Origin of the sequence: Terriglobus sp. TAA 43 (assembly GCF_000800015.1) — a bacterium.
Lineage (GTDB): Bacteria > Acidobacteriota > Terriglobia > Terriglobales > Acidobacteriaceae > Terriglobus.
In genome coordinates this window covers 477,883-501,463 of record NZ_JUGR01000001.1, presented here as the reverse complement: position 1 = coordinate 501,463, position 23,581 = coordinate 477,883, and the positions used below count along the sequence as shown (strand labels likewise).

19 protein-coding genes are annotated in these 23,581 nt (G+C 57.2%); 15 read left to right on the top strand and 4 right to left on the bottom strand.

Annotated elements, in window-relative coordinates:
• The first annotated feature begins 55 nt into the window (after positions 1–55).
• Positions 56–283 carry a hypothetical protein gene (locus tag M504_RS02020; protein WP_047487364.1) on the top strand — a complete coding sequence of 76 codons (228 nt, stop codon included), beginning with the start codon at positions 56–58 and terminating at the stop codon, positions 281–283.
• Between the two features lie 113 nt (positions 284–396).
• Entirely contained in the window at positions 397–1,554 is a 1,158-nt protein-coding gene (gene ribB / locus M504_RS02015) for a 3,4-dihydroxy-2-butanone-4-phosphate synthase (RefSeq protein WP_047487361.1), read from the top strand.
• Between the two features lie 7 nt (positions 1,555–1,561).
• Here ribB and M504_RS02010 read toward each other — a convergent pair whose 3' ends face one another.
• Positions 1,562–7,315 (bottom strand): choice-of-anchor D domain-containing protein, encoded by a 5,754-nt coding sequence (locus tag M504_RS02010; protein WP_052200220.1) that lies wholly within the window; start codon positions 7,313–7,315, stop codon positions 1,562–1,564.
• 276 nt (positions 7,316–7,591) lie between these two features.
• The gene (locus tag M504_RS02005; RefSeq protein WP_047493098.1) at positions 7,592–8,230 is read right to left on the bottom strand and encodes an HAD family phosphatase; all 639 of its coding nucleotides are present in this window, start codon (positions 8,228–8,230) and stop codon (positions 7,592–7,594) included.
• 100 nt (positions 8,231–8,330) lie between these two features.
• Between M504_RS02005 and M504_RS02000 the strand changes: the two genes are divergently transcribed.
• The 7 genes from M504_RS02000 to M504_RS01970 all read left to right on the top strand — a co-directional run bounded on the left by M504_RS02000 (position 8,331) and on the right by M504_RS01970 (position 16,927).
• On the top strand, positions 8,331–9,413 hold the full coding sequence (locus tag M504_RS02000) for a pyridoxal phosphate-dependent aminotransferase (protein WP_232296119.1): 1,083 nt from the start codon (positions 8,331–8,333) through the stop codon (positions 9,411–9,413).
• 57 nt (positions 9,414–9,470) lie between these two features.
• Positions 9,471–13,004, top strand: a complete 3,534-nt coding sequence (gene dnaE / locus M504_RS01995; RefSeq protein WP_047487356.1) for a DNA polymerase III subunit alpha — start codon at positions 9,471–9,473, stop codon at positions 13,002–13,004.
• Between the two features lie 46 nt (positions 13,005–13,050).
• On the top strand, positions 13,051–13,464 hold the full coding sequence (locus tag M504_RS01990; RefSeq protein ID WP_047487353.1) for a DoxX family protein: 414 nt from the start codon (positions 13,051–13,053) through the stop codon (positions 13,462–13,464).
• Positions 13,465–13,519: 55 nt separating this feature from the next.
• A complete protein-coding gene (locus M504_RS01985; RefSeq protein ID WP_047487350.1) occupies positions 13,520–14,359 on the top strand; it encodes an acetyl-CoA carboxylase carboxyltransferase subunit alpha in 840 nt (279 codons plus the stop codon).
• A gap of 45 nt (positions 14,360–14,404) precedes the next feature.
• Entirely contained in the window at positions 14,405–15,412 is a 1,008-nt protein-coding gene (locus M504_RS01980; protein WP_047487348.1) for a hypothetical protein, read from the top strand.
• 80 nt (positions 15,413–15,492) lie between these two features.
• A complete protein-coding gene (locus M504_RS01975; protein WP_156993429.1) occupies positions 15,493–16,605 on the top strand; it encodes a hypothetical protein in 1,113 nt (370 codons plus the stop codon).
• A gap of 142 nt (positions 16,606–16,747) precedes the next feature.
• On the top strand, positions 16,748–16,927 hold the full coding sequence (locus M504_RS01970; protein ID WP_047487345.1) for a hypothetical protein: 180 nt from the start codon (positions 16,748–16,750) through the stop codon (positions 16,925–16,927).
• 61 nt (positions 16,928–16,988) lie between these two features.
• Here the strand turns inward: M504_RS01970 and pyrF are convergent, their stop codons facing one another.
• Positions 16,989–17,693, bottom strand: a complete 705-nt coding sequence (gene pyrF, locus M504_RS01965; protein WP_047487343.1) for an orotidine-5'-phosphate decarboxylase — start codon at positions 17,691–17,693, stop codon at positions 16,989–16,991.
• A gap of 30 nt (positions 17,694–17,723) precedes the next feature.
• On the opposite strand from pyrF, the gene thiD reads away from it, so the two are divergent.
• The 3 genes from thiD to thiS are packed head-to-tail and all read left to right on the top strand — an operon-like array spanning position 17,724 to position 19,168.
• Positions 17,724–18,539 carry a bifunctional hydroxymethylpyrimidine kinase/phosphomethylpyrimidine kinase gene (gene thiD, locus M504_RS01960; protein ID WP_047487339.1) on the top strand — a complete coding sequence of 272 codons (816 nt, stop codon included), beginning with the start codon at positions 17,724–17,726 and terminating at the stop codon, positions 18,537–18,539.
• A gap of 31 nt (positions 18,540–18,570) precedes the next feature.
• Positions 18,571–18,912 (top strand): hypothetical protein, encoded by a 342-nt coding sequence (locus tag M504_RS01955; RefSeq protein ID WP_047487336.1) that lies wholly within the window; start codon positions 18,571–18,573, stop codon positions 18,910–18,912.
• Positions 18,913–18,940: 28 nt separating this feature from the next.
• Positions 18,941–19,168: a sulfur carrier protein ThiS gene (thiS, locus tag M504_RS01950; protein WP_047487333.1), complete on the top strand. Its 228-nt coding sequence runs from the start codon at positions 18,941–18,943 to the stop codon at positions 19,166–19,168.
• On the opposite strand, the gene M504_RS22695 is transcribed toward thiS, so the two are convergent.
• Complete coding sequence (locus tag M504_RS22695; RefSeq protein ID WP_369792903.1) at positions 19,165–19,788, bottom strand: glycosyltransferase family 4 protein; 624 nt, start codon at positions 19,786–19,788, stop codon at positions 19,165–19,167. The genes thiS and M504_RS22695 overlap by 4 nt on opposite strands.
• Positions 19,789–20,744: 956 nt before the next feature.
• Between M504_RS22695 and M504_RS01940 the strand changes: the two genes are divergently transcribed.
• From M504_RS01940 to M504_RS01930, 3 genes are all read left to right on the top strand, one after another.
• On the top strand, positions 20,745–21,164 hold the full coding sequence (locus tag M504_RS01940; protein ID WP_047487328.1) for a hypothetical protein: 420 nt from the start codon (positions 20,745–20,747) through the stop codon (positions 21,162–21,164).
• Between the two features lie 81 nt (positions 21,165–21,245).
• Complete coding sequence (locus M504_RS01935; protein ID WP_047487327.1) at positions 21,246–22,502, top strand: TolC family protein; 1,257 nt, start codon at positions 21,246–21,248, stop codon at positions 22,500–22,502.
• Complete coding sequence (locus M504_RS01930; protein WP_047487324.1) at positions 22,499–23,578, top strand: efflux RND transporter periplasmic adaptor subunit; 1,080 nt, start codon at positions 22,499–22,501, stop codon at positions 23,576–23,578. Before M504_RS01935 ends, M504_RS01930 begins: the two co-directional genes overlap by 4 nt.
• Positions 23,579–23,581: the final 3 nt, after the last annotated feature.

The window sequence follows — 23,581 nt, the reverse complement described above, 5'->3', positions numbered from 1 at the left end:
CGGGTTCGCGAAACGCGCTGAGCAGTGGTCGACGAATTGACGTGAGGGAGCGTGCATGGCGAAGCGTCGTGGCAATCCGAATTGGGGCAAGCCGGAGCCGATTGGGCCGGTCGTCCCGACGGTGACATCGTTTGAGTTGATCGTGAAGGAATACAAGCTGACCCCGGACCAGTATGTTCGGTCTACGCGGTTGCGTGAGTGGGCCCGCCGTAATAAGAACTCGAAGTACATCCCGGAATCGCTTTTGGAAGCGTGGGGATTTGAAATCGAGTCCACCCTGTAAGAAATTGACATCAGTGATGGAGGGGCTTCGTCTTCGGACGGAGCCCCTCTGCTTTTTCGAAGCCTTTCTTTCCGTGCAGCATCCGAAAGAAGGGAAGACTACACTGGAGGCGTATGCCTGAGAGCCCGTTTGTCGACGTACCGGAAGCGCTGCGACAGTTTGCCGCAGGGAAGATGATTGTTGTGGTGGACGATGAAGACCGCGAAAACGAGGGCGACCTGACCCTTGCGGCGGAACACGTTACACCCGAGGCGATCAACTTCATGGCGAAGTATGGACGCGGACTGATCTGCCTGACGCTGACAGAAGAGCGCGCCGATTATCTCCGACTGATGCCCATGGCCGCCGAAAACACCTCCCGCTTTGGTACGGCATTTACGGAGAGCATCGAGGCCCGCGAAGGCGTGACGACTGGCATTTCCGCCGCAGACCGGGCACATACGATTCTCACGGCGGTAAATCCGGGAAGCACCGCGGCTGATCTGGCACGACCGGGTCACGTTTTTCCGCTCCGCGCTCGCAAAGGCGGCGTGCTGGTACGCGCGGGACAGACGGAAGCGTCGGTTGATTTGGCTCGCATGTCCGGATTGATTCCTGCGGGCGTGATCTGCGAAATCATGAACGAAGACGGCACCATGGCGCGGGTGCCAGACCTTGTGTCGTTCTGCCGCGAACACGATATGGCCATGCTGACCGTTGCGGAGTTGATTCGTTACAGGTTGCAGCATGAGCGGTACATCCATCGCGAGGCGGAGACGCTATTGCGTACCCCCTGGGGTGAGTTCCGCACGATTGCCTATGCCAGCGACGTCGAGGAGGGGGAAAGCCACCTCGCACTGGTTATGGGCGACGTCACGGCTGCGGGCGGCGCGGAAGTGCCACTGGTTCGTGTGCACACGCATTGTCTGGCTGGCGGCATCTTTTGCCACGATAGCTGCGACTGCAGGCAGAGCATTGAAACGGCGTTGCGTCGGATTGGCGAAGAGGGACGCGGTGCGTTGGTGTACCTCCACAATGGAAGCCGTGGCTTTGGAATCGACCGCACGGTCACGCCACCTCGCATGGTGCTGCATCGTGACGGTATAGCACGCGGCAAGGACCAGACGCAGACGCTGCGACACACCGGGATTGGCGGCCAGATCCTCTCTGATCTGGGGATTCACCGCTTGCGCCTGCTGGTGTCACGGCCCACCCACGTTCCTGCACTCCAGGGGTTTGGCGTTGAGATTGTCGAGCAGGTTCTGATGGGCGAAGCCGTCAAAGCTGTTTGATCGTTCATTAGGTTGGCGATGTCACCACAAGCGTAAGTTTGACCGTTTGCGAAGCCGTGGTGCCATTTGTTGCGCTCGCCGTGACATGAAACGTGTACGTGCCAGGTACGACGGAGCGAAGACGAAAACCGCTTTCGCCGCTACCGCAGCCGATCAGCGAAATACAGAACAGACACAACAGAAGCATGCCTGGAGATCTGCGACGACGCAGCCAGAGGAAGATTGCGCCTGCGGGCAGGATGCAAGCAAGAATCGCTCTGCTGCCGGACTGCGATTCAAGCTTGGCCGTGTTCGAATTGACGACCGTTACCGTCGTGATGGTAGCAACGGATGATTGCGACCCACCGTTCAGAGTTACGGTGGAGGGCAGCAGCGAACAAGCGGCATACGCGACAGGCGCGTCTGGTGTACAAGTAAGCGCAACGGACCCCGCAAAACCATTCACTGGTGCAACACTTAGCGAATAGGTCGCCGCAATGCCTTGCAGTACTGTTACCGAGGCGCTGGAACCACCATTCACAGTCAAAAGCAAGTCACCACCTGCGATACCGCTCGCGGTTAGAGGCACGATCAGAGGCGACGCCGGGTCTGTGCTTTGAATCGTGAGCGTGCCGCTCGCATTGCCCGTGGTGGAAGGCGAATAGGTGATGTTTACAGAGCAAGACGATGTCGCGTTCAGCGTCGTGATGCCGCAGGTGCTGGTTACGCTGAAGTCTTTGCTGGCGGTAAATCCAAGGCCGCCAACTGGGTCCGCTCCGATATTTCGCAGCGTGAGCGAAAGCGTCTTGCTTGATTCGAGAAGAACGTTGCCAAATGCGAGAGAGGTAGGCGTGACTGCGAGCAGCGGCTGTGTGCCGACACCGGAGAGTGCAACCAACAAGGGAAGAGGTGTTGCCGAAGTTGCGACAGAAAGTGTTCCGCGCATCGTGCCTGCAGAGGGTGGCGTAAACACTACGGCAACGGTGCAGGACGCGCCTGCAGCCAATGTGTCTCCAGCAGCAGGGCATGGCGTCGACGAAGAAGACGATGTTGCCAGCACGAAGTTCGCACCTGTAACGGCGACGGTTTTCATCGTGACTGGGGCCGCGCCGGTATTGGTGAGCGTCGCGAATTGCGAACTGCTTGCACCCACCAGAACGCGGCCAAAATCGATGGACTGCGGCGCAAGGGAAACAGAAGCAGTGCTACCGGTACCCACCAGCGTCACAAACTCCAGCGATGCAACTGAGTCACTTTGAATTTCCAGTGTGCCAGTGGTGACACCTGTCGATTGCGGCTGGTAGTTCACGGAAATGCTGCACGTGGCCCCCACGGGAAGTGTGGCGCAGTTGCTGGAAGCTACGAAGCCAGTGGATGCAACAAGCTTCTGAATATGAACTGTGGCTGTGCCCGTATTCGCGAGTTCAATGAGCTGCGCAGGGGAACTGTCCCCCACTGCCGTATTGGCAAACGTGAGTGCCCCCTGACTTAGCGAATACGTCTGCAACGGGGCATCACTGCTGGCAACGGAGGACGCAATCGGAGCAGCCTGTCCACTCAACGCGATGAATTGCGGCGCGTTGCCTGCATCGCTTTCGATGGTGATGCTGGAACTATCGATTCGACCGGTCAGCAGCGCGGTACTCCCGGTCACCTGATACACGGGCGCGTACGTTACGGTGATGGAACAGCTTTGTCCGGGGGCCAATGGCTGCCCGCAGTCGGTCGTCGTGAGGAACGGTGCCTCAGACCGAATACGGCGAACCGTAAGACTCACGACAGCCGTTGCACTTGTGGGATTCGTTACTGTCAGCGTCTGCGACGCGGTCTGCCCCGACGTCACCTGGCCAAACTGCAACACGCCCAGCGGAGAAATATTTCCCGTAATACTGAGGTTTCCTGAGCCCTCGCCATATCCCTCTAGGTATCCCAGACCGTTTTGTGCCGTTGAACCGTCGGCGGGAGTTCCTGACACGAAAACCGTTCCAGTGATGCTGCCACTGATTTGTGGGACAAACTGCACCGTAAGATCGCAACTGCCACCCCCTGCGAGTGCACCACAGTTACTGGAAGTGATGGAAAAATTACGGGGCTCGCCAACGTTAAGCGTTAGAGCTTTGCCACTGAGATTATTCACGTGCAACACCCGGCTTGCGGCGATGCTTCCCGTCGCACCTGATCCAAAATTGACGGTATTGTGTTCGCCCGGAATGATCTGAATGCCAGCGGATTCCGAGGTGTACTGGCCCGTCAGAGCGATCGCGTACGTTGCCGTGGACGCTGCTCCTGCAGGCGAAGTGATAACAGGAACGCTGAGGACACCGGTGCTGAGTGCGGCTGTAGCCCGATAGACCACCGTAAGCGTGCACGATGCCCCCACTGCCAAAGAAGAGCAGCCGCTGCTGACAGTGAAGTGCGAGTCGCTGGTGGTGGGTAGACCGATGCTCGCGGACACGGCACCCGTGTTGGTCAGCGTGATCGTCTGCTGTGTTGCAGTGATACCGGGCACGTTGTCAAAACGAAGTTCACCGGGAGTAAAGCTGATTCCCGGATCGTCTGAGCCTGTCCCTGTCAGAACGGCTGAGGTGTTGCCGGCGGAATTCTGTACGGTAAGCTGACCAGTCCGTGTACCGGTTGCTGCAGGAACAAAGTCGACCGGTACGAAGCAGCTTGCACCGGGCTGTACCGTTGCAGCGGTACAGGAGACACCGCCAGTAGCGTCCGAGTTGATACGGAAGTCGCCGCTGGTTGTTGCATCGGTGATTGTGATGGCGGCAGGGGTTGCGTTCGTAAGTTGAAACACAGTTGCAGCGCTGGTGGTATGCACTGCAACAGAACCAAAGTCCTCCGTCAACGGCGTCAGGATCAATCCTGTCAACGGCACTCCATTGCCGCTAACGATGACGGACGCAGCTTTGCCAGCGCTCGAGGAACGCACCGAGATCATGGCAATGTCAGTCCCGCTTGTTGTTGGCTGAAACTGTATGCCGAGCCAGCAGTTCAGACACGAACCTGAAGTAGTCGATGAAAAACTGCTGGCGGTGGGCTGTCCATGCCCATAACCAATGTCTTCCACGAGGATGACTTTGTATGCAGCGTCGCTGGATGATGCCGTTGCCGATACCAGCCCTTGTTGCACTTTCAACCATTGCACAGACGGGGTGTTGAGCGGCACGTCTCCGTAGGCGATGCCGTTGTTCTGCGGAAGGATGGCGGTTCCTGTACCGCTAAGCGAAACGTATGTCGGTCCTGCCAACCCCGCAGTAACCGCCAGCAATCCCTCGCGCAATCCCGAAGCGGACGGGGTGAACGTGACGTTCACGGTGCATGAAGCGCCACCTGCGAGCAACGCAGGGCAATCGGAGGTCTGCGTAAAGTCACCAGTGATGGCAACTTGAAGCGCGAAAGCAACGGCACCAATGTTGCCGACGGTCACGGTCTGGACTGTGGTGGAAGCAGTGGTCACAATGACCGGATCGCTGAATGTGAGTGAGGTGGCCGAAACCGTCAGGTTCGGATTCGTTGAAGAACCTGTGATGGATGGCTGGGGCAATGTCTCACCCAGTACCGTGACTGCTGTGCCATCCACCACAAGTGAAAGCGCGTCGCTGCTTGGCGCTACCGCAGAGAGATAGCTGATCGCGATGCGGCAGATGGAAGACGCCTGCAATGTTGCAGGGCATTCATCGGTCACCGTGAAGACGGTATTGGTAGACGCCACCTTCATGTGTGACTGGGGAGTATCGCTGGCGTTGCTCATGTAGAGATAGCGCGGCGTGCGTATGCCATTCACATACTGGCGACCAAAGTCGATCGTCGTAGCAGATAGAGAAGTTGCCGCAGCCTGGGCATAGCCCGTGAGCGGAATGTCGTAGCTGCCCACCTGCCACGTCGCGGAAACAGGGCTGTCGTTGCCGTTGAGCGCAGATGGAGATAACGCGAGCGTAATAGTGCAGGAATTGTTTGGTCCTAGTATCTTCTGCAGGCCATCTATCGTGGTGTTGCATGTGCTTCCGGACTGCATGACGGAATAACTTGAGGAGCCAGCATTGATACGCGCAGACGAGAAGGTTTGGGTTGTGCCACTCGGGTTACGAACCGTAAGCGTGCGCGTGTTGGCCGCGCTTGTAGAAGTAACAATCCCGAAGTCCAACTCATGCGGTGTCACAACAATTGCACTTTCCGTGCGCGACGTAGCAGGCAAAGCGGTTGTAGATGCGGGAGCATTTGCTGCCTGCACTGTGACGGAACCTGCGGCGGTCCCTGAAAGTGCAATGCTGCATTCCGCACCAGCAGCCAACGTACTGCCGCATCCACTCGTCACGGTGTAATTCGTCGCAGTGATCTGCAGGCCCGTTGCATCCCCAGGCCCCAGGTTACGCAGGACAAGGTTTGGATGGTCATCGATGCTTAACGCCAGTTGTGGTCCAGTGGCATCCGGGGCGATTTGAGCCAGCAAAGCAGCAGACCCACCACAAGCGCTGCCGCTGCAACTGGCTAGTGGAAGCGCATCGCGCACAGTCGACGGCAACGCGCTGTTTGGTGCCTGCGCAAGCGGAAGATCGTAGTGCTCCGTTGGCAACAATTCCGAACTCAGCGTGGGCGCAATGGAAGCGGCAAGCGCGACGTTGCCGGAGTTCTGCAACAGGATTCCGCCCTCAGTGACGGGAAGGCTGGCATAGCCGCTATTGTTTACGGGAATCCCGCCGATACGGGTAATACGGTCTACCTTACCGTCGACACCCAGTCGGAATGCCGCAGCATCTCCGAGGTTTTCAAGCGGCTGCACAGGCAGCAGAGGGGTGGGGATAGAAGAAGCAAATACCCAGGCCTGACCGTTATTTCCGGGCGTGATGGAAGAGATGGACGCTAGAGAAGATGGCGCCAGCAACGTGGCGGAAAGGACCTGAGATCCATCCAGCGATAGACGTACCGCACTCTGATAGCTCAGGCCGCTGGCAATGGGTCGTTGCGCGACGGTGAGAGGGAAAAGGCCGGCAGCGATGTTGCCTGAAAGCAACAGGGAACCGCTGCCACTGGAGTCCAGCGATACAGCGTTCAATCCGTTGCCGGGGATGAAGGTTGAGAACAGAAAACCATCACCCGCGGTGGTGAGTTTTGTTACGAACCCTGATACCGGATAACTCGCCGCAAAGCGCATGACCGGACTGAGTGCTGATGTCGTTGGATAGCCAGTGGCCGTTGTAGTGCCTGCGATATAAGCCGCGCCGGTGTTGTCTGCAACAACGGCCGCGGGTTGCGTGTCACCGTTTGCTCCAGTCAGGTATGTTGCGTATTGCAGCGTGCCGTTCGTCGCATCGAATGCCTCGACGAAGCCATTGCCGCTGCTATTGACGGCGGGTACCTGCTGGATGCCACCGGACGTTACCGGTAGCGTCGCTGCGTAGATGCCACCGGTGATGTATACCGTAGAAGCTGTTGCGTCGATGGCCGTGACCGCTGTTTTCCCGCTGCCCGCAAAACTTAACCACTGCAGTGCAAGGGAAGACGAGAAACACGCAACGAACGAGTTGGTTGTGCTATCGGCGCGATTGGGAAATGCGGCACCGCTTGTACCTGCCACGCTTCCTGTAGAAGTCGACGTGCCAGCTACATAGACGTTGCCGGAGGTGTCCAGAGCCAGCGCAACGCCTGTATCCCCAGCCTGGCCGATCCGCGTCTCTGCCAGCACCTGTGTTCCATCGGTGGTCAACTTCAGTATGCGTACGCCATCGTGGGCATCGAACAGGGTATACAGATTGCCTGCAGCATCCTGCTTCAACGAGCGAAACGCTCCCGCGTGGTTCAGCGAGCGTAGCCCGAGCAGGGAAACCTGCTGCCCGCAGGCAAATCCTGCGATCGCTAAACACGCCGTGAGAAAAGCTAGGGGTCTGAAATTTAATCGCATGCGCGCAGAATTACGTCCGCATCGGAGTAGCGGCTGTGATCATTTATCCACGGCGAAGCGGCCCCTGGGTGTCCTGTTCTGCAACAGGTACATCTTTATGGCTACAACTGTCCCAATTCGGGACAAGCGGAAAGCTGAAGCGTTCAGGAACTAAAAGGAAGCGATGGTTTCCGGTTCGAGGAGATATCCGAAACCCCGCGTATGCATCTCGGTAACAAAGTCGGCGTGGTTGTCATAGACAATCGCCTGCATGCCAAACGCCTCTGCCGCTGCGGTGTTCTCCGGTTTGTCATCGATGAACAGGATGTTCTGCGGTGCAGTCTTCAACCCATCTGCCGCGATGGCGTAAATCTCCGGTTGAGGCTTCCGCAGCTTCAACGCGTAGGACCATACGGTGTGATGGAAATTCGCGATCCAATCAAATTGCGCAACGATGCCCTCGGCCATGGCGTCCGGCATGTTGGAAAGAATGCCCGTGCGAAAGCCGTGCTGGTGCAGGGAAGCTACCCATTGCAGCATGGGTTGGTTCATCTGCGTCCAAAGCGCTACATCCGCAGCCTTCAGGTCGCGCAGCACGTCGTCGGAGATGGATGCACCTGCGATAAGCCGCCAATACTCATCACCCGTAAGGAGGCCTGCGTCATAGTCATCGCGATATTTCCAGTAGCCAGCCTGAAGTTCCGCCTCGGACAGTTGCGAAATAGCACGCATTTGCTCCCAGACGCGCAGATCAGGGGCGAGGGTCAACACTTTACCGAAATCGAAGAGGACTGCACGAATCTGGGACATGCGGTCGATTGTAGCTGCGTGCTCTTTCGATAGCATGAGGGCTATGTACTTTGCTTCGCGGACAGAATTTGGTCACGAGTCGTCGCCCTTCGGAGACGCGTTGCACCGCGCAAAGCAAGATGCAGCGTTCCTTGATCTGACAGTGTCAAACCCGACTCGATGTGGCTTCGACTATTCCGCGATCCCGTTAGATGTGCTGGCAGCCAAGGCCTCGCTTCATTACGACGCGAGCTCTCTCGGAACACAATCGGCGCGCGTTGCGGTTGCTGGCATGTTCCCTAGCCTAGATGCAGAGCAGATTCTGCTGACCGCAAGTACAAGCGAAGCGTACGGATTTCTCTTCAAGCTACTCTGCGAACCCGGCGATGCCGTGCTTGTGCCGTCTCCGAGTTATCCATTGTTTGACCTGTTGGCGCGGCTCCATGATGTGGAACTGATCAAATACCCGCTGGTCTATCACGATGGCTGGCAGATTGACCCTGCCTCGCTGGATGCGGCAGTAACCGAACGCACGCGAGCCATTGTTGCCATCCATCCGAATAACCCAACAGGGCACTACTGCAGCGAATCCGACCGTGCCGCACTGTATGGTTTGGCGAACCGGCATAGGCTTCCTCTGATCGTGGATGAAGTCTTTCTAGACTACGGCGTTGAAGGTCGCGGCGAAACGTTTGCGCAGGCAGAGGCTTCCGCGCTTACCTTTGTGCTCGGTGGCCTGAGCAAGCTGCTTGCGATGCCTCAGATGAAACTTGCATGGACCGCCGTGTGCGGACCCGCAAGGCAGGTTCACGAAGCGATGCATCGACTGGAGATCATCGCCGACACCTTTCTCTCCGTGGGGACGCCTGTGCAGACAGCGGTGCCCGCCTGGTTGTCCGTGCGACATAAGATTCAGGTGCAGATACAGCAACGCGTAAGCGCGAATTTAGCCGCGTTGGATCTCTGCATACAAGGCACCGTGGTTAGCCGACTCAAGCTGGAAGGCGGATGGTGTGCGGTATTACGTATCCCCGCTGTCGCCGATGACGTCGAACTAGCCATCCGCTTACTGGAAGAGACCCGCGTGGCCGTGCATCCGGGGTCCTTCTATTGCTTTCCGTCAAGAGGCTGGTTGGTCGTCAGCCTTCTTGGAAATCCGGAGCAACTTACCGCAGGGCTACAACGGATGTTGCCGCGCCTGTAATTTGTACCGCGTTTTCCGCAGCCTCCTACCACACGGCTCGAGTCCTAGAATCGAAGTATGGCGGATCGCGAATTTACCCATCTTCACCTTCACACCGATTACAGCTTGCTGGATGGCGCATGCGACGTTGATAAGCTTGCCGCGCACCTGAGCAAGCTGGGCCAGAAGGCCGCCGCGATGACGGATCACGGCAACATCTATGGCGCCGTGCACTTTGCCGCAGCTATGGAGAAGAAGGGCATTAAGCCCATCATCGGCTGTGAGTTGTACCTGTCACAAACGGATGACCATCGCGAGAGGAGCGGTGGTTACAACCACTTCCTGCTGATTGCAGAGAATGACGAAGGCTACCGCAACCTCGTTCGGCTAACGAGCGAGGCAGCGGTTCATGGCTTCTATCGCAAGCCGCGTGTGTCGAAAGACTTTCTGTCGAAGCACACGGACGGTCTGATTGCGTTCAGTGGATGCCTTGCGGGCGAAGTGAATCAGCACCTGATGGCCGGCAAGTATGAAGAAGCAAAGAAGAGCGCCGGCATGTTCCAGGACATGTTTGGCAAGGACAACTTCTTCCTTGAAATTCAGGATCATGGACTGGAGCCCGATAAGGGCGTTTGCGATGCGCTGTTCAAGATGGAAAAAGATCTGAACATCCCACTCATCGCAACGAATGATGCGCACTATGTGGCGAACGATGACAGCCGCGCGCATGAGATTTTGCTGTGTGTTCAAACAGCGGGTTCGATGAATGATCCGAATCGCTTCAAGTTCGACACGCAGGAGTTTTATATCAAGTCTGCGGAGGAGATGTATCGCACCTTCCAGGGTCATGAAGAGGTCTGCGAACGCACGAACCAGTTCATGGATCGTTGCAATGTAAAGCTTCAGAAGGTGAAGAACCCATTCCCGCGCTTCCCAACGCCCGACGGGATGGACCTGGACGACTACTTCGAACACGTTTGCCGCGAAGGCTTGAAGAAGCGCCTGGACACCGCCATTACACATCTTCGTTCGCGTGGCCTGCTGCGTTACGAAATCGATGCCTATGAAGCGCGTTTGCAACGCGAGATCGATTGCATCAAGAGCATGAAGTTCCCCGGCTACTTCATGATTGTGTGGGACTTCATTCGTTATGCGAAGGAGCAGAACATTCCCGTAGGACCGGGACGTGGTTCCGCTGCCGGATCGCTCGTTGCCTACGTGATGGAGATTACGGACGTTGATCCGTTGCAGAACGAATTGCTGTTTGAGCGATTCCTGAATCCAGAACGTATCAGCATGCCAGATATCGATATCGATTTCTGCATGAACCGTCGCGGCGAAGTCATTGAGTATGTGAAGCGCAAGTATGGCGCCGACCAGGTTGCGCAGATCATCACGTTCAACACGATGGCGGCAAAGGCTGCCATTAAGGACGTTGGTCGCGCTCTGGAAATGCCTTACGGCGAAGTCGATCGCATCGCGAAGATGATTCCTGCGACCATCGGCATCACCATCGATCAGGCACTGAAAGACTCGCCGCCGTTGGCGCAGGCATATGAGAGCAATCCGCAGGTACGGGAGATCATCGACAATGCCTTGCGGCTTGAAGGACTCGTACGCGGTGCTGGCGTTCACGCTGCCGGCGTTGTTATCGCGCCGCAACCGTTGACAGAGCTTGTTCCCGTAACGCTCACCAAGACGGATGATCTGGTTACGGCGTATGACATGAAGGCCGTCGAGAAGATGGGATTGCTCAAGATGGACTTCCTTGGGCTCACGACTCTAACCGTCATCGACGACTGCCTCAAGCTGATCAAGAGCAATCGCGGCGACACCGTCGAGATGGATAAGATCCCACTGGACGATGCAGAGACGTACGAAAAGGTCTTCCATAGAGCGTTAACCAGCGGCGTTTTTCAGTTTGAATCCGGCGGTATGCGTGATGTGCTGCGCCGCTACAAGCCGACGACCGTAGAAGATTTGACTGCTCTCAATGCTCTCTATCGCCCCGGCCCGATCCAGGGCGGCATGATCGACGACTTCATTGAACGCAAGTGGGGCCGTCGCCCTGTTGAGTATCTGCTGGATGGTCTGGAACCACTGCTGAAGGAGACGCTGGGCGTCATCGTTTACCAGGAACAGGTCATGCAGATCTCGTCGGTCATCGCGGGCTACTCGCTTGGCGGCGCCGATCTGCTGCGTCGAGCCATGGGTAAGAAAGATCCCGCGGCGATGGCGGAGCAGAAAGACATCTTCATGAAGGGTGCTGCTGAACGGAAGCACCCCAAGGAAAAGGCTGGCGCGCTGTTTGACCTCATTCTGCAATTCGCGGGATACGGCTTTAACAAATCGCATTCATCGGCGTACGCATTGCTTGCGTATCACACGGCATATCTGAAGACGCATTACCCGGTGGAGTTCATGGCGGCACTGCTGACCAGTGAAACTTCCAAGCCGGAAAACGTTGTGAAGTACATCCAGGAATGCCGCGAAATGGGCATCACCGTGTTGCCCCCTGATGTGCAGATTTCAGATGCCAACTTTACGCCTAATGGCGATGCGATTCGTTTTGGTCTGGCAGCCATTAAGAACGTTGGTGGAAACGCTATCGAGACCATCGTTCAATCGCGAAACAAACTGAAAGACGAAGGGAAGTCCGGCTTCAGTTCGCTGTGGGATTTCTGCGAGCAGGTTGAACTTCGTCTGCTGAACAAACGTGTGCTGGAATCGCTGATTAAGGCAGGCGCTATGGATAGCTTCGGCCCGCGTGCGCGTGTGTTTGCGGCGGTCGATAAGGCGATGGAACGCGCTCAGAAGTCGCAGCGTGATGCAGCCAGCGGACAGAGCGGATTGTTTGGCCTGTTTGATGCATCACCATTTGCAGATGCAGCGGCTGTGCCGGAAGATGATCTGCCAAAGGTCCCTGATTGGGATGAGCATGAGCGTCTTCAGAACGAGAAGGAAGTTCTGGGCTTCTTCGTCAGCGGCCATCCAATGGACAAGTACCGTGAAAAACTGCGCAACATCAAGGGTGTTCTCGATACGGCAACCGCGTGCGAAATGAAGCCGGAACCTGTGGTCTTTCAGCGTGGCCAGCGCGAGCCGCAGAATGAAATCCAGATTGCTGGTGTCATCTCTGCACTGAAGGTTGCAAAGAGCAAACGCAGTGGCGAAATGTATGCCTCGGCGATTCTCGAAGATACTGTCGGCAAGATCGATCTGATCGCATTTCCAAAAGACTACGAGAAGCTGCAGGAGAAGCTGAAGATCGACGTGCCAGTGTTGGTGCGCGGTTCGTTACGTGGTGAAGAAGACTCTGCGCCGAAGCTTTCGGTAACGGGTATCACAGCGCTTGAGGATGTACAGATCAAACTGCCCGAGGCTCTGCGGATTCGAGTTCCGCTGCATCATCCGGATGCTACTCTGCTGGAGAAACTGGCAGCGCTGTTTCAGGAACGCCCCGGGCCGGGCAAGCTGATGCTTGATCTGGAAGAACCTGGTGAGTTCTGTGCCGTACTGGAACCGCAGGGATTCAGCGTGTGCGCCGACCGTCTCTTCATTGATCAAGTGGAGGATCTCATAGGCGCAGGTTCGGTGAAGCTGATTAACTAATTCCAGTTCACAGAGTCTGTCCTTTAGGGGACATGGGTGATGCTGCATGTTGCGTGATCATAAGGCTGTTGCATATGCGCTGATGCGCCTGGCGTTGGGGATGAACATCTTTGGCCACGGCTTTTTCCGCATTCTCAGCGGAGTAGGCAATTTCGCGAACGGCATGGCGCAGGGAATGGACAAAGGCCCGTTGCCACACGTGTTGACCTTAGCTTTCGGCTACTGCATCCCGTGGATCGAGCTAACGGTGGGGGCGTTGCTTCTCCTTGGCCTGTTCACTCGGTTCGCTCTGGCCGCGGGTGCGCTGCTCATGATTGCGCTGACCTTTGGCACCACGTCGGTTCAGAACTGGAATGGGGCGGGCACGCAACTGACATACAGCTTTATCTTCTTTGCCATGTTGTGGCTGGTGGAGGCGAACACGTTTTCCTTGGATCAGCTCCTGTCGCGTCGCAAGTGAGAGCCAGCCGTTATAATCGGCAGGAGCCCTCGCGGGCGCTTGGATATAAACCCTGATGGCAGAGACAGAAGCAAAGCCCGTTGCCGCTCCAGTGCCGGAGGCGTGGCGTAAGACTGAGGTAGCACGGGACCCGCAGCGCCTCCATCCCATGAACTTCATTGACGCGATTTTTACTGATCAGAGCGAAATCCACGGTGACCGCAGCTTTGGCGATGACGCGGCGATGTTTGCCGGTATGGCTCGCTTTAACGATGATGAAGTTCTCGTCATCTGCAACCGCAAGGGTCGCAATGTGAAGGAGCGTATGCAGTATCGCTTCGGTTCTCCAGAACCGGAGGGCTATCGCAAGGCTCTTCGTGCCATGAAGATCGCGGAAAAGTTCAACAGACCGGTATTCAGTTTTTTGGATCTGGCGGGTGCTTACCCCGGTCTGGGAGCGGAAGAACGCGGGCAGGGTGAAGCAATTGCCCGCAATCTGATCGAGATGTCTCGACTGCGCGTTCCGACGATCACCGTCATTACCGGTGAAGGCGGATCCGGTGGAGCCCTGGCTTTGGCTGTTGCCGATCGCGTTCTGATGCTGGAGAACGCGATCTACTCTGTAATCTCCCCGGAAGGATGCGCTTCCATCATGTGGAAGGACGCCACCAAACGGCAACAGGCGGCAGAAGCGCTGAAATATACGGCTCCCGATGTGTCACGCCTGGGCTGCGTCGATGGAGTGATTCCCGAGCCCGCAGGTGGCGCCCAAGCTAATCAGGACGAAGCGATTGCACTGGTTCGCGCGGCGCTGGAAAAGAATTACGCGGAACTGCGGTCTCAATCGGTGGAAGAACTCCTTGCAGCGCGTTACAACAAGTTCCGCAATATTGCTGCGTTTTACGCGACGGCCTGAGGCTGCCCTCGTCTAATACCGGAACCCCTCTGGGAAGGCGTACGGATGCCATTTGCAAAACACTCTCTGCACAAACCATCACGTCCGGCGGCGACATTTCTATTGTCCGCCGCATGGACGGTGCTTTCGCTGCTCTCTGCAAGCGAACTGTCGCAGCTTGTGCCCGCGATGTGGACCGACTTTGTGCGTGAGGTAGTCGCCGCACTTCTTCTTGCGGGTGGATTTTATGCCCTGGCAAGGGTTTGGGTGCCAGAGCTTCGACCGCTCAGCAGCCTTGGTTTCGTGCGTCGTCCAGGAATCGCAGGGGAGATCGGACGCGGCGTAGCTTTGGGCTGGGGGATTGCCATTGCGCTGGTTCTGCCGGCGCTCCTGACCGGCAACCTCTCTATGCAATTCCTCTTCAATGGGCCGACGCTTCTGCGAACCCTGTTGAGTGTTGCTGTCCTGTTTGTCTTTGCTCTCGTAGTGCAATTGGTGCTGGCCGGGCTTCCTCTTCAGACGCTGGTCAAAGCCTCCAGCCCCGGCTGGGCTGCCGCTGCTGTCATCTTTGTGGTGACCATGCTGGCCATCACCGGCACAGCATCGCAGGGAAGAACACTCCCGGTCATGGTGCTGGCTGCGTCGATTTTTGTCACGGGCTTTCTGCGGACACGCGCCCTCTGGTTTTCGCTGGGTGTGCAGCTGGGTTGGTCGGTTGTGTTGCAGATCCTTTTCGGCTTCAACTCGCCGTATACACCGGTCACGTTCGGTTTCATTCAAAGCGGGTCAGACGGTCCCGTCTGGTTGACCGGTGGGCCATTCGGCCCGGAAGCATCCCTTGTTACAGTGTTGGTACTCGTCGTCGCTCTTGTAGTCGTCTTCCGACTCACAAAGGAATACGCGTGGCATTACACGTGGCAGCCGCTGGAAGGCGCGGGGCGCCCAATGGATGTAGCGCCGCCGGCAGAGCACCAGCGGGAAGAGAAGCGACAGGCCGCCGCAGCTCCTTTGATCCAGATCGGCGGACTGCAAGCTCCGCAGATTCCGTATAGCGAACCTCGCGATCCAGCGTAACAACAGGCCACCTGCTGCACCGGACTTGCATTAGGGCATGTGTTAGGTCTACAGTGCCTGTCATCGGGGTGCCCCGTCCCATGCGTCACACAATTGCCGCCGTCGTGTTTGGTATTGCTGCCACGGGCAGTTGCGTCCTCCTTGCGCAACAGGCACAGACTGTAGGGCCAATGCCGCAACGGGATGTCTTTGTTGTTGGCCCAGACACTTCTGTTGGCGATCCTCTTCGTGACTTCAAGCCAACCCGCGTGGAATACACACAGGATCCCATGGACATTGCAGGCAAGCGCGAGCTGGTGCGCATGCTGCTGATGGAACAGGGATTCGCCCATCGGTCCCTGCCATTGGGCGCGCCTGGACTTGTAATTCACGCAAACGGACGCCTCACCGTCGATAACGACAGCCTGAAGAGACGCATGTTCAAGGACGGCATGAGCGCGGCTGCAGGTGATCGCATCATGGTCACCGACATCAACATTCTCGCGGACCGTATCGATATCGACATCAACGGCGGTCCTTACCTGCCGCATCGATTCCTGCGCCACATCTCTATCAATGACGTCCCGCTGGCGGGCGACGGTGTGATGGGCGAACGTCCAACGGGAACGCGCATCACCCTGCTGTTTGAAGGTCGGACACCACGTGTATCCGCCGCGGAGGTGAAGGCATTGCTGGAGCCTCTGCTCGACTTTGGCCTGAAGACTTCAGAGCAGGCCTATGCCGACACGCTTCCTGATCCCATCCGCAACGCGATCCTGGAACATGAGGTCCTGGTGGGGATGAATCGCCGCATGGTGCTTGCCTCTTTGGGACAACCGGACACCAAACTGCGTGAGCGTGCCGCAGAAAGTAGCGACGGCGAGGTGTTCGAGGAATGGATCTATGGCAAGACACCACAGTCGATACGTTTTGTGCGTTTCCGCGCCGATCGCGTGGTGCTGACGAAGCTGGCCGCATTGGGCAAGCCAATTGAAGTGCATGACAAGGATCAACTTGCCGGATATCGAGATCCTGCGCTGACGCACGAAGTATCGCTCGGAGATGCAAAAACCGGAACCGAGGAAACAGAAGCAAAGCCAAAGGCTCCTTCTCTCCGGCTTCCTTCTGACCGGCCCGCGGATCAAACTGCGCCAGTTCCGGCGAAACCGAAAGCGGATAAGGTTGCAGTGAACGACGCACCGCATCTGCAGTAGCTTACTGTTGGGATAGAATGAAAAGGTTGCGCGACAGGGCCTGCGTTCTCCACGTAACGCCCGCAGACCGGCTTCTTAGCCGGGACCAGTCGCGAATCACATTTTTCGGCGTAAGGAAGACGCCAACCGAAGGGAACTACCCATGGCCAAGATTGCCAAAACCGGTGATCGCAAGAAAGCGATGGACACCACCAAGAGCACGGATTGCCCGAAGTGCGGCAAGCCAACCCGTATCGTGAAGCGAGTCAAGGACCGCGATCGCGGCACCCCGGGCGGCATGTATATCTCCTGCTCAGCGTGTGACTTCTTCGAGCGCCTCTAAACCAGCACTTGAAGTATGCGAAAGCCCGGTTATCCGGGCTTTTCTCTTTTTGTAACCTTGGCTATGCCGTCTCGATTTCTTTCAGAATGGCTGTTGCCGCTGCTGCTGGATCAGCCGCTTTGGTGATAGGACGTCCTACCACCAGCATGCTTGCACCCCTACGAATCGCATCCCCCGGCGTAGCTATGCGGCTCTGATCGTCTGCCACCGTTGTGGCCGTGGGACGAATGCCCGGCACCACCAGAAGCGCATCCTGGGCTTTGCTGACACGAAGAATCCCAACTTCCTCCGGAGAACAGACAAGGCCATCAATACCGGCGGCCGTAGCCATCTCGCCCAGTAACAACACCTGGCTTGCAGGCGACGCATCGATGCCGGTGGCCGTTAGTTGATGCTTGTCCATGCTCGTCAACACGGTGACAGCGAGCAGGCGCGGAGCATAGTCCAACTCATCGGCAGCACGCCTGGCGGCTGCAAGCATGGCCGGGCCACCAGAGGCATGCAGCGTTAGCAACCCCGCTCCACTGGCAGCAGCAGAGCGAACTGCGCCCGCAACCGTATTCGGGATATCGTGCAGTTTCAGATCCAGAAAGACCTCGTGCCCCCGCGAGCGAATCGCTTCCACAATGGAGAGACCCTCTGCCAGATACAGTTCCAACCCGACCTTGAACCAGCGGATCTGGCCATTAAGCCGCTCAACCATATCCAACGCTTGCGTTCGATTCGGAAAATCAAGGGCCACAATGAGCTGATCGGCTGGGTTCATGCCTTCAGTGTAGCGGCTATCCTGAAATGGATGAACACTCTGCCACAGAAGACGGCGCTGACCATTGCGGGTTTTGATCCGTCGTCCGGCGCGGGCATTACCGCAGACCTGCAGGTGTTTGCAGCGCACGGGGTATTCGGCACCTCCGCGATCAGCGCGCTCACGGTTCAATCCACGCTTGGTGTGCGCAAGGTTCAGCCGGTTGATGCGCTACTGTTGCGCGAAACGCTCGAAACTCTGCACGAGGACCTGCCGCCACACGGCATCAAGATTGGCATGTTGGGCGGAACGGAACAGGTCGCGGAAGTTGTTCGCTATCTTAGTGGTTGCGAAGGGAAGAGGCCGGTCGTTGTTCTCGACCCGGTCATTCGCTCGTCCTCTGGCGCACCGCTGCTGGATGGAGATGGCCTGCGACAACTTCGAGCAGAGCTCCTACCTCTTGTAGATGTCGTTACTCCTAATGTTGGCGAACTTGCGCTCCTTACCGACTTACCGTGTGTCGATGACGCCAGTATTCAAGCCGCAGGGGAACAGCTTGCGCTACGGTTTGGATGTGCCGTTGTGGTGACCGGTGGAGACCGCGCGAAGCCAGACGATCTCGTGTTTGCAGATGACGTTTGGACAAGCTTGAGTGGAGAGCGCATTGAGACGCGCGCAACCCACGGAACCGGATGCGCATTTTCTTCTTCGATGCTGTGTCATCTGTTGCAAGGCTTGCCCGCGGTGGATGCCGCACGCCAGGCGAAAGCGTTCGTAACGGAAGCGATGCGTTCCGCAACACCTCGCGGTGGAGGACGTGGCCCCATGAACCTGTTGTGGCCTATTTTGCGACACACATCTCACTGATGAATGGCCCCTGGGCGCCGATGAGAGGGACATGTCCAGCGCTGCCAATATTCTCACCGCCCCCATGCTTCCGTGCCCCCAGTTTGCACCGAAGCTGCCTTCACAGCAGCCGCAGCGTTCTTCGTCGCCGCAGCGCAAACCCACACTTTCGCAGGGACGCGCTCTGGAAACGTTAGGCCACGCAATCGAATACCTGGTGGATTCGCGCCTGTACGAGACATGGGATTCGCCGGCTGACGCAGAGGCAGTCCACACCCTCATGGCATGCTCGCGGGCAGTATTTGCGGATTGCGAAGAGGTTATGGGCTGGCAACACAGACTGCAGCGTACACTCATGCGACGTTTGCATTCCGCACCCAGCCCAACTCGCTAGGCAAACGTCAGCTTGGTAAGCTGAAAGTATGTCGGAACCGATAGTTGTCACGCTCAACGGGAGCGAACGTCACCTCACCGAACTGGGCCAGCAACCAACGATTGCGGAACTGATTGCATCGCTCGGATTCAGGGCCGACCGGGTCGCACTGGAACGCAATGGGGAAATTGTGCCGCGCACCGCGTGGCCAGAGACGCCGCTGGCCACTGGCGACCGGATCGAGTTAGTTCATTTCGTCGGAGGCGGTCGTGGCTAACGCTTCGCCGTGAGGCTGTTTTGCAGCAGCTTCTCCCAACGATCACCGTAGGTTTCCCATCCACCAAGATGCTTGACCCGTTCCAGTCCTGCGGCACGCAGTCGTTGCTGTAATGCAGGATCCTGCGCGATCCGTTCCATGCGATCTGTCAGTGCCTCGACGTCACGGATTGGAACGATAAATCCTTCCACCTCATCATGAAACAGGTCTTCGCCGCCGGTGTTGGTGGTAGCCAGCACCGGGCATCCGCAGGCCAGTGCCTGGCCTTGAACCAAAGCGAGACCTTCCTCGACGCTGGGCAACACCAGCAGGTGACTGCGGCTCATGATTTCAGCCACTTGCTGTTGCGGAAGAATGCCGGTGAACTCGACGTGTTCTTTGGGCAACCGTTCCAGCACGGCCGGGAACTCGCGGCTCATACCGCCGACAACTCGCAATCGCTTGTTCGGATGCCGCAACCGCGCAAACGCCTCCAGGAGGTAAGGAACGCCTTTGCGCAGCCCAACGTTGCCTACAAAGAGAATCTCCAGGCGGTCTACGGGCGGCTCACCCGTGGGCTGAAAGCGTTCCAGACGCACGCCGTAAGGGATTGTATGGACCTTTTCGCTGGGAATTCCCATCTCCACGAAAGATCGCGCCGCGAAGCTGGAGGGTACAGTAATTCCATCCGCCATCGTGTAGATTTCTTCTTCACGTGCCGTGTCCCGAGGGTCGCTTACCGGGGCTTGAACGCCCCATTTCCGGAACTCCGACGAGACAAGCTGCTCCTGATAACGCTGATGCGAGGAGCCTCGATCGCAGAAGAAACGCCCGCCGCGCTGCTGCAGTAGGCGACCAGCCTTCAATGACGAACCGGAAATGCCAATCAGCACATCGCATTCCGGCAGTGTCTTTGTCACATATTCGTCGAAACTAAGGGCATTCAGATACCCGGTAATGTCTTCGACGGGCTGCGGCAGAATACCGGCGCGCTTCATCAAGAACTCGGGCGTATGAACCCATGGAAAGGTACGGACCTTGCTGTGTGGGAGACCTTCACGCTGAATCCGCCGCCACGGCCACGTGGAATAGATTCGCTCTAAATGTCCTCGGCGCTGAAGTTCACGCGCTAGATCGAAATGATGGAAGACACCAAAAACCGTTTGGACAATTCGCATGAAAGACTAGCCGGATGTTAGCAGATGAGCGGTTTCAAACATGGGAACCCAAAAATCCTCCGCGGCTGCAATGGGCTCAGGGGATGGGTGCAGATCATCGCAAAGGAATAGGGCTCAATCAGCTGGCCAGCTTCACGATACAGAATATGCATTATCGGACGTATCATCTAAGGCGCCTTTTGTTTGTTTGATTTGGCGGAATCTCTTGAGTACGGCCCGAAGCCCTTCACTCCTGTGAGTTACATGGCCAAGGACTAAAACTGTGTGGCGGGTCAGAAGCAACATCGTCGCATGAATCTGTTTCCGCCAGATTGGTTCAGGTGGAAACTTGCGGTGCCGTCGCAGCGTATGTCACCGCATAGGTGCCATTACAGCAAAAACTGGAATCGGCTTGCGCCTCGTCGGATATCATTCGCATAGTGGAACATCTACTCAATCTGTTGTGGCTGACCGTCGTGAGCGTCCTGTTCGCGAGTACGGTTGCGTTCAACCGTCGAGGAATGTTGCGCTGTTCACTTCCTGTTGCTTTGGGTGTGGTCGGCCTGCTCGCCATCGTGCTGTTTCCGGCGGTCTCCATGACCGACGATCTTCAGCGAGCAAAGATGGCCGCCGAGACTTCCTGGCAACAGGCCGATGGAGAGTTCTTTCCCGGATTACGTCCGGGGAGCGCCGCTGTTTCCGTTGCATTGCTTCCCTTTCTGCTCCTGGCAATGTTGTTCGGCGCTGTGATGCGTCGAATGGAATCGCTTTCTCGCAGGCGTCATGCCTGGAAGATGTATGAACTCGTCGCCATCCGCCCGCAGTCACCGCGTCCTCCTCCCTTTGACTGCATCGCGTAACAGGTTTTCAAAGCTCCTTTTCCCAATCTTGAAGTAGAAGCATCCGCAATCGTTATCGAGCGCGGAGGAATCGACATACCTATGAAGCGAATCTTGCTGTCTGCGGGGCTGGTATTACTGCATCCCGCGGTCTATGCACAAGCGACAGCCTCTCCGCCTACCCCGCCGCAACCGCTTACGCTGCAACAGGCGGTGGACTATGCACGACTGCATAGTCCGGGCCTGCTGGGTGCCCAGGCACATCTGTCTGCCATTCAGGCGAATGAAATCACTGCCGGACTACGCCTGAATCCGAATCTTGTGGCTGAAGGCACACAGATGAGTCTTGCCAACAGCGACTCGAATGGGCCGCCGTTCTATGGTGTTGGGTTACAGCGGACGTTTGAAGTGGGCGGCAAACGCTCTCTTCGTATTGCCGCAGCAAAAGCCAATACCGGCGTCGCCTCGGCCCAGGTGGACGATCAGCGCCGCGGGCTGGATCTGGCGGTTAAACAGGCATTCACTGGCATGCTGCAGGCGAAGGTGGCGCTTACGATTGCCAACGACAATCTCACCGACTATCGCAAGACGGTGGAACTGATGCAGGTCCGGCTGGATGCCGGAGATGTCGATCGCACGGACTTTGAGCGCGTAGAACTTCAGCTCGCAGGCTTTGAAAACGATCAGACGAATGCTCAACTGAATCTGACACAGGCCAGCGAACAGTTGCAGGTGTTGCTGGGCGAGCCTTCCGTACTGACAACCTTCGACATCAGCGGAGCGCTCGATCTTCCAGCGCTGGCAAGCTCCTTGCAGCAGTTGGAAAATGCAGCATTGGCGGCTCGGCCAGATCTGGTCGCGGCGCAACGCCAGGTGAACGCAAACGAAGCCGCAATTCATCTCGCCGACGCAATGGGCAAGACCGATCCGCAGTTTGGCGTGGAGTATGAACATAGCGGCACTGCAAGCACCGTAGGCGCGAACCTTCAGATTCCGTTGCGCATCTTCGATCGCAACCAGGGTGAGAAAGAACGCACGCGGCGTGAAGCTGATTCGAGTCGGCTGTTGCTGCAGCAGGCGCGCAATCAGGTCATCAGTGACGTCGATCAGTCGTACGCCGCGTATCAGGCGGCTGTGCAACAGAACGCGCGTTATCAGCAGAAGTATCTGGCAGAAGCCGCACACGTACGCGACAACATCCAATTCGCATATCGCAACGGAAACGCCACACTGCTGGACTACCTGTCCGCATTGCAGGACTACCGTCAAACCAATCTTGCCGCGCTGAACGCGCAGGCCAACGCGCAGAATGCGCTGCACCAGCTCTCTTACGCTACGGCGACCGAGGTGAATCCATGATCAGGACGCAAAGCGTCGCCCTGCTGTTGTCTGCCACCTTGTTGGTGACCGGCTGCAAGAAGAAAGAAACTCCCGAGGCTGATCTTCCTGCTTCGAACATTGTCACTACCACTGCGCACGCCACCACACTGAACGATTCGCTCGCTGTGCCCGCGCATATCGAAGCGAACCCCACGCAGACGGTGCATATCTATCCACCGCTGTCGGGCCGCATCGTAGAGATGAAAGTAGTTGCAGGACAGGAAGTTCATAAAGGACAGGTTGTTGCTCTGTTGCAGAGTGGCGATGTTGCCTCCGCACGCTCCGACTTTGAGAAGGCTAAGACCGAGTCGGATCGCGCTGATCGAGCGTTGGCTCGCGGCAAAATCCTGTTGGATCACGAGGTTCTTTCGCAAGCCGCATATCTCGAACTGCAAGCCACCGCAGCGTCTGGCCATGCCGAGTTGGAGCGCGCACGTCAGCGTCTACACGAGCTTGGCTTTAGTGAAAACGGAACGTCAGATGTTGCGCCAATCACCTCCCCCATCTCCGGTACTGTGATTGATGTTGGTACGGCGAATGGTGAGTTACAGAAGTCCGTGGACAACGCGACGAACGGCATTGTCACCATCGCAAATCTCGATTCTGTCTGGATCGTCGGCGAAGTCTTTGAACGGGATATCGCGCTGCTCAAGCAATCAGAGAACGTTGATGTCACCGTACAGGCGTATCCCAACGAAACGTTCCACGGCAGGGTTGCCAACGTTGGCGATACTTTCGATCCAACGACACACACTTTGCGTGCGCGTGTTGTCCTGCCAAACCCTGGCCATCGCCTAAAGCCCGCGATGTTTGCGAGTCTTAAGATTGCACGTCCATCGCAAAACGCAGTGGTGGTGCCAAACACCGCAGTGATTCACGATGGTGAAAGCACTGGCGTCTATGTGAAGGGCGCAGATGGCAAGTTCAATCTGCGACAAGTGAAGGTGGGCGCAGCACACGGCGACGACGTTGAGATCCTCAGCGGTCTGCAGGGCGGCGAAACCATCGTGAAGACGGGTGCCAGCTTCCTGCGCGCACCGGCGACAGGAGACTAACGC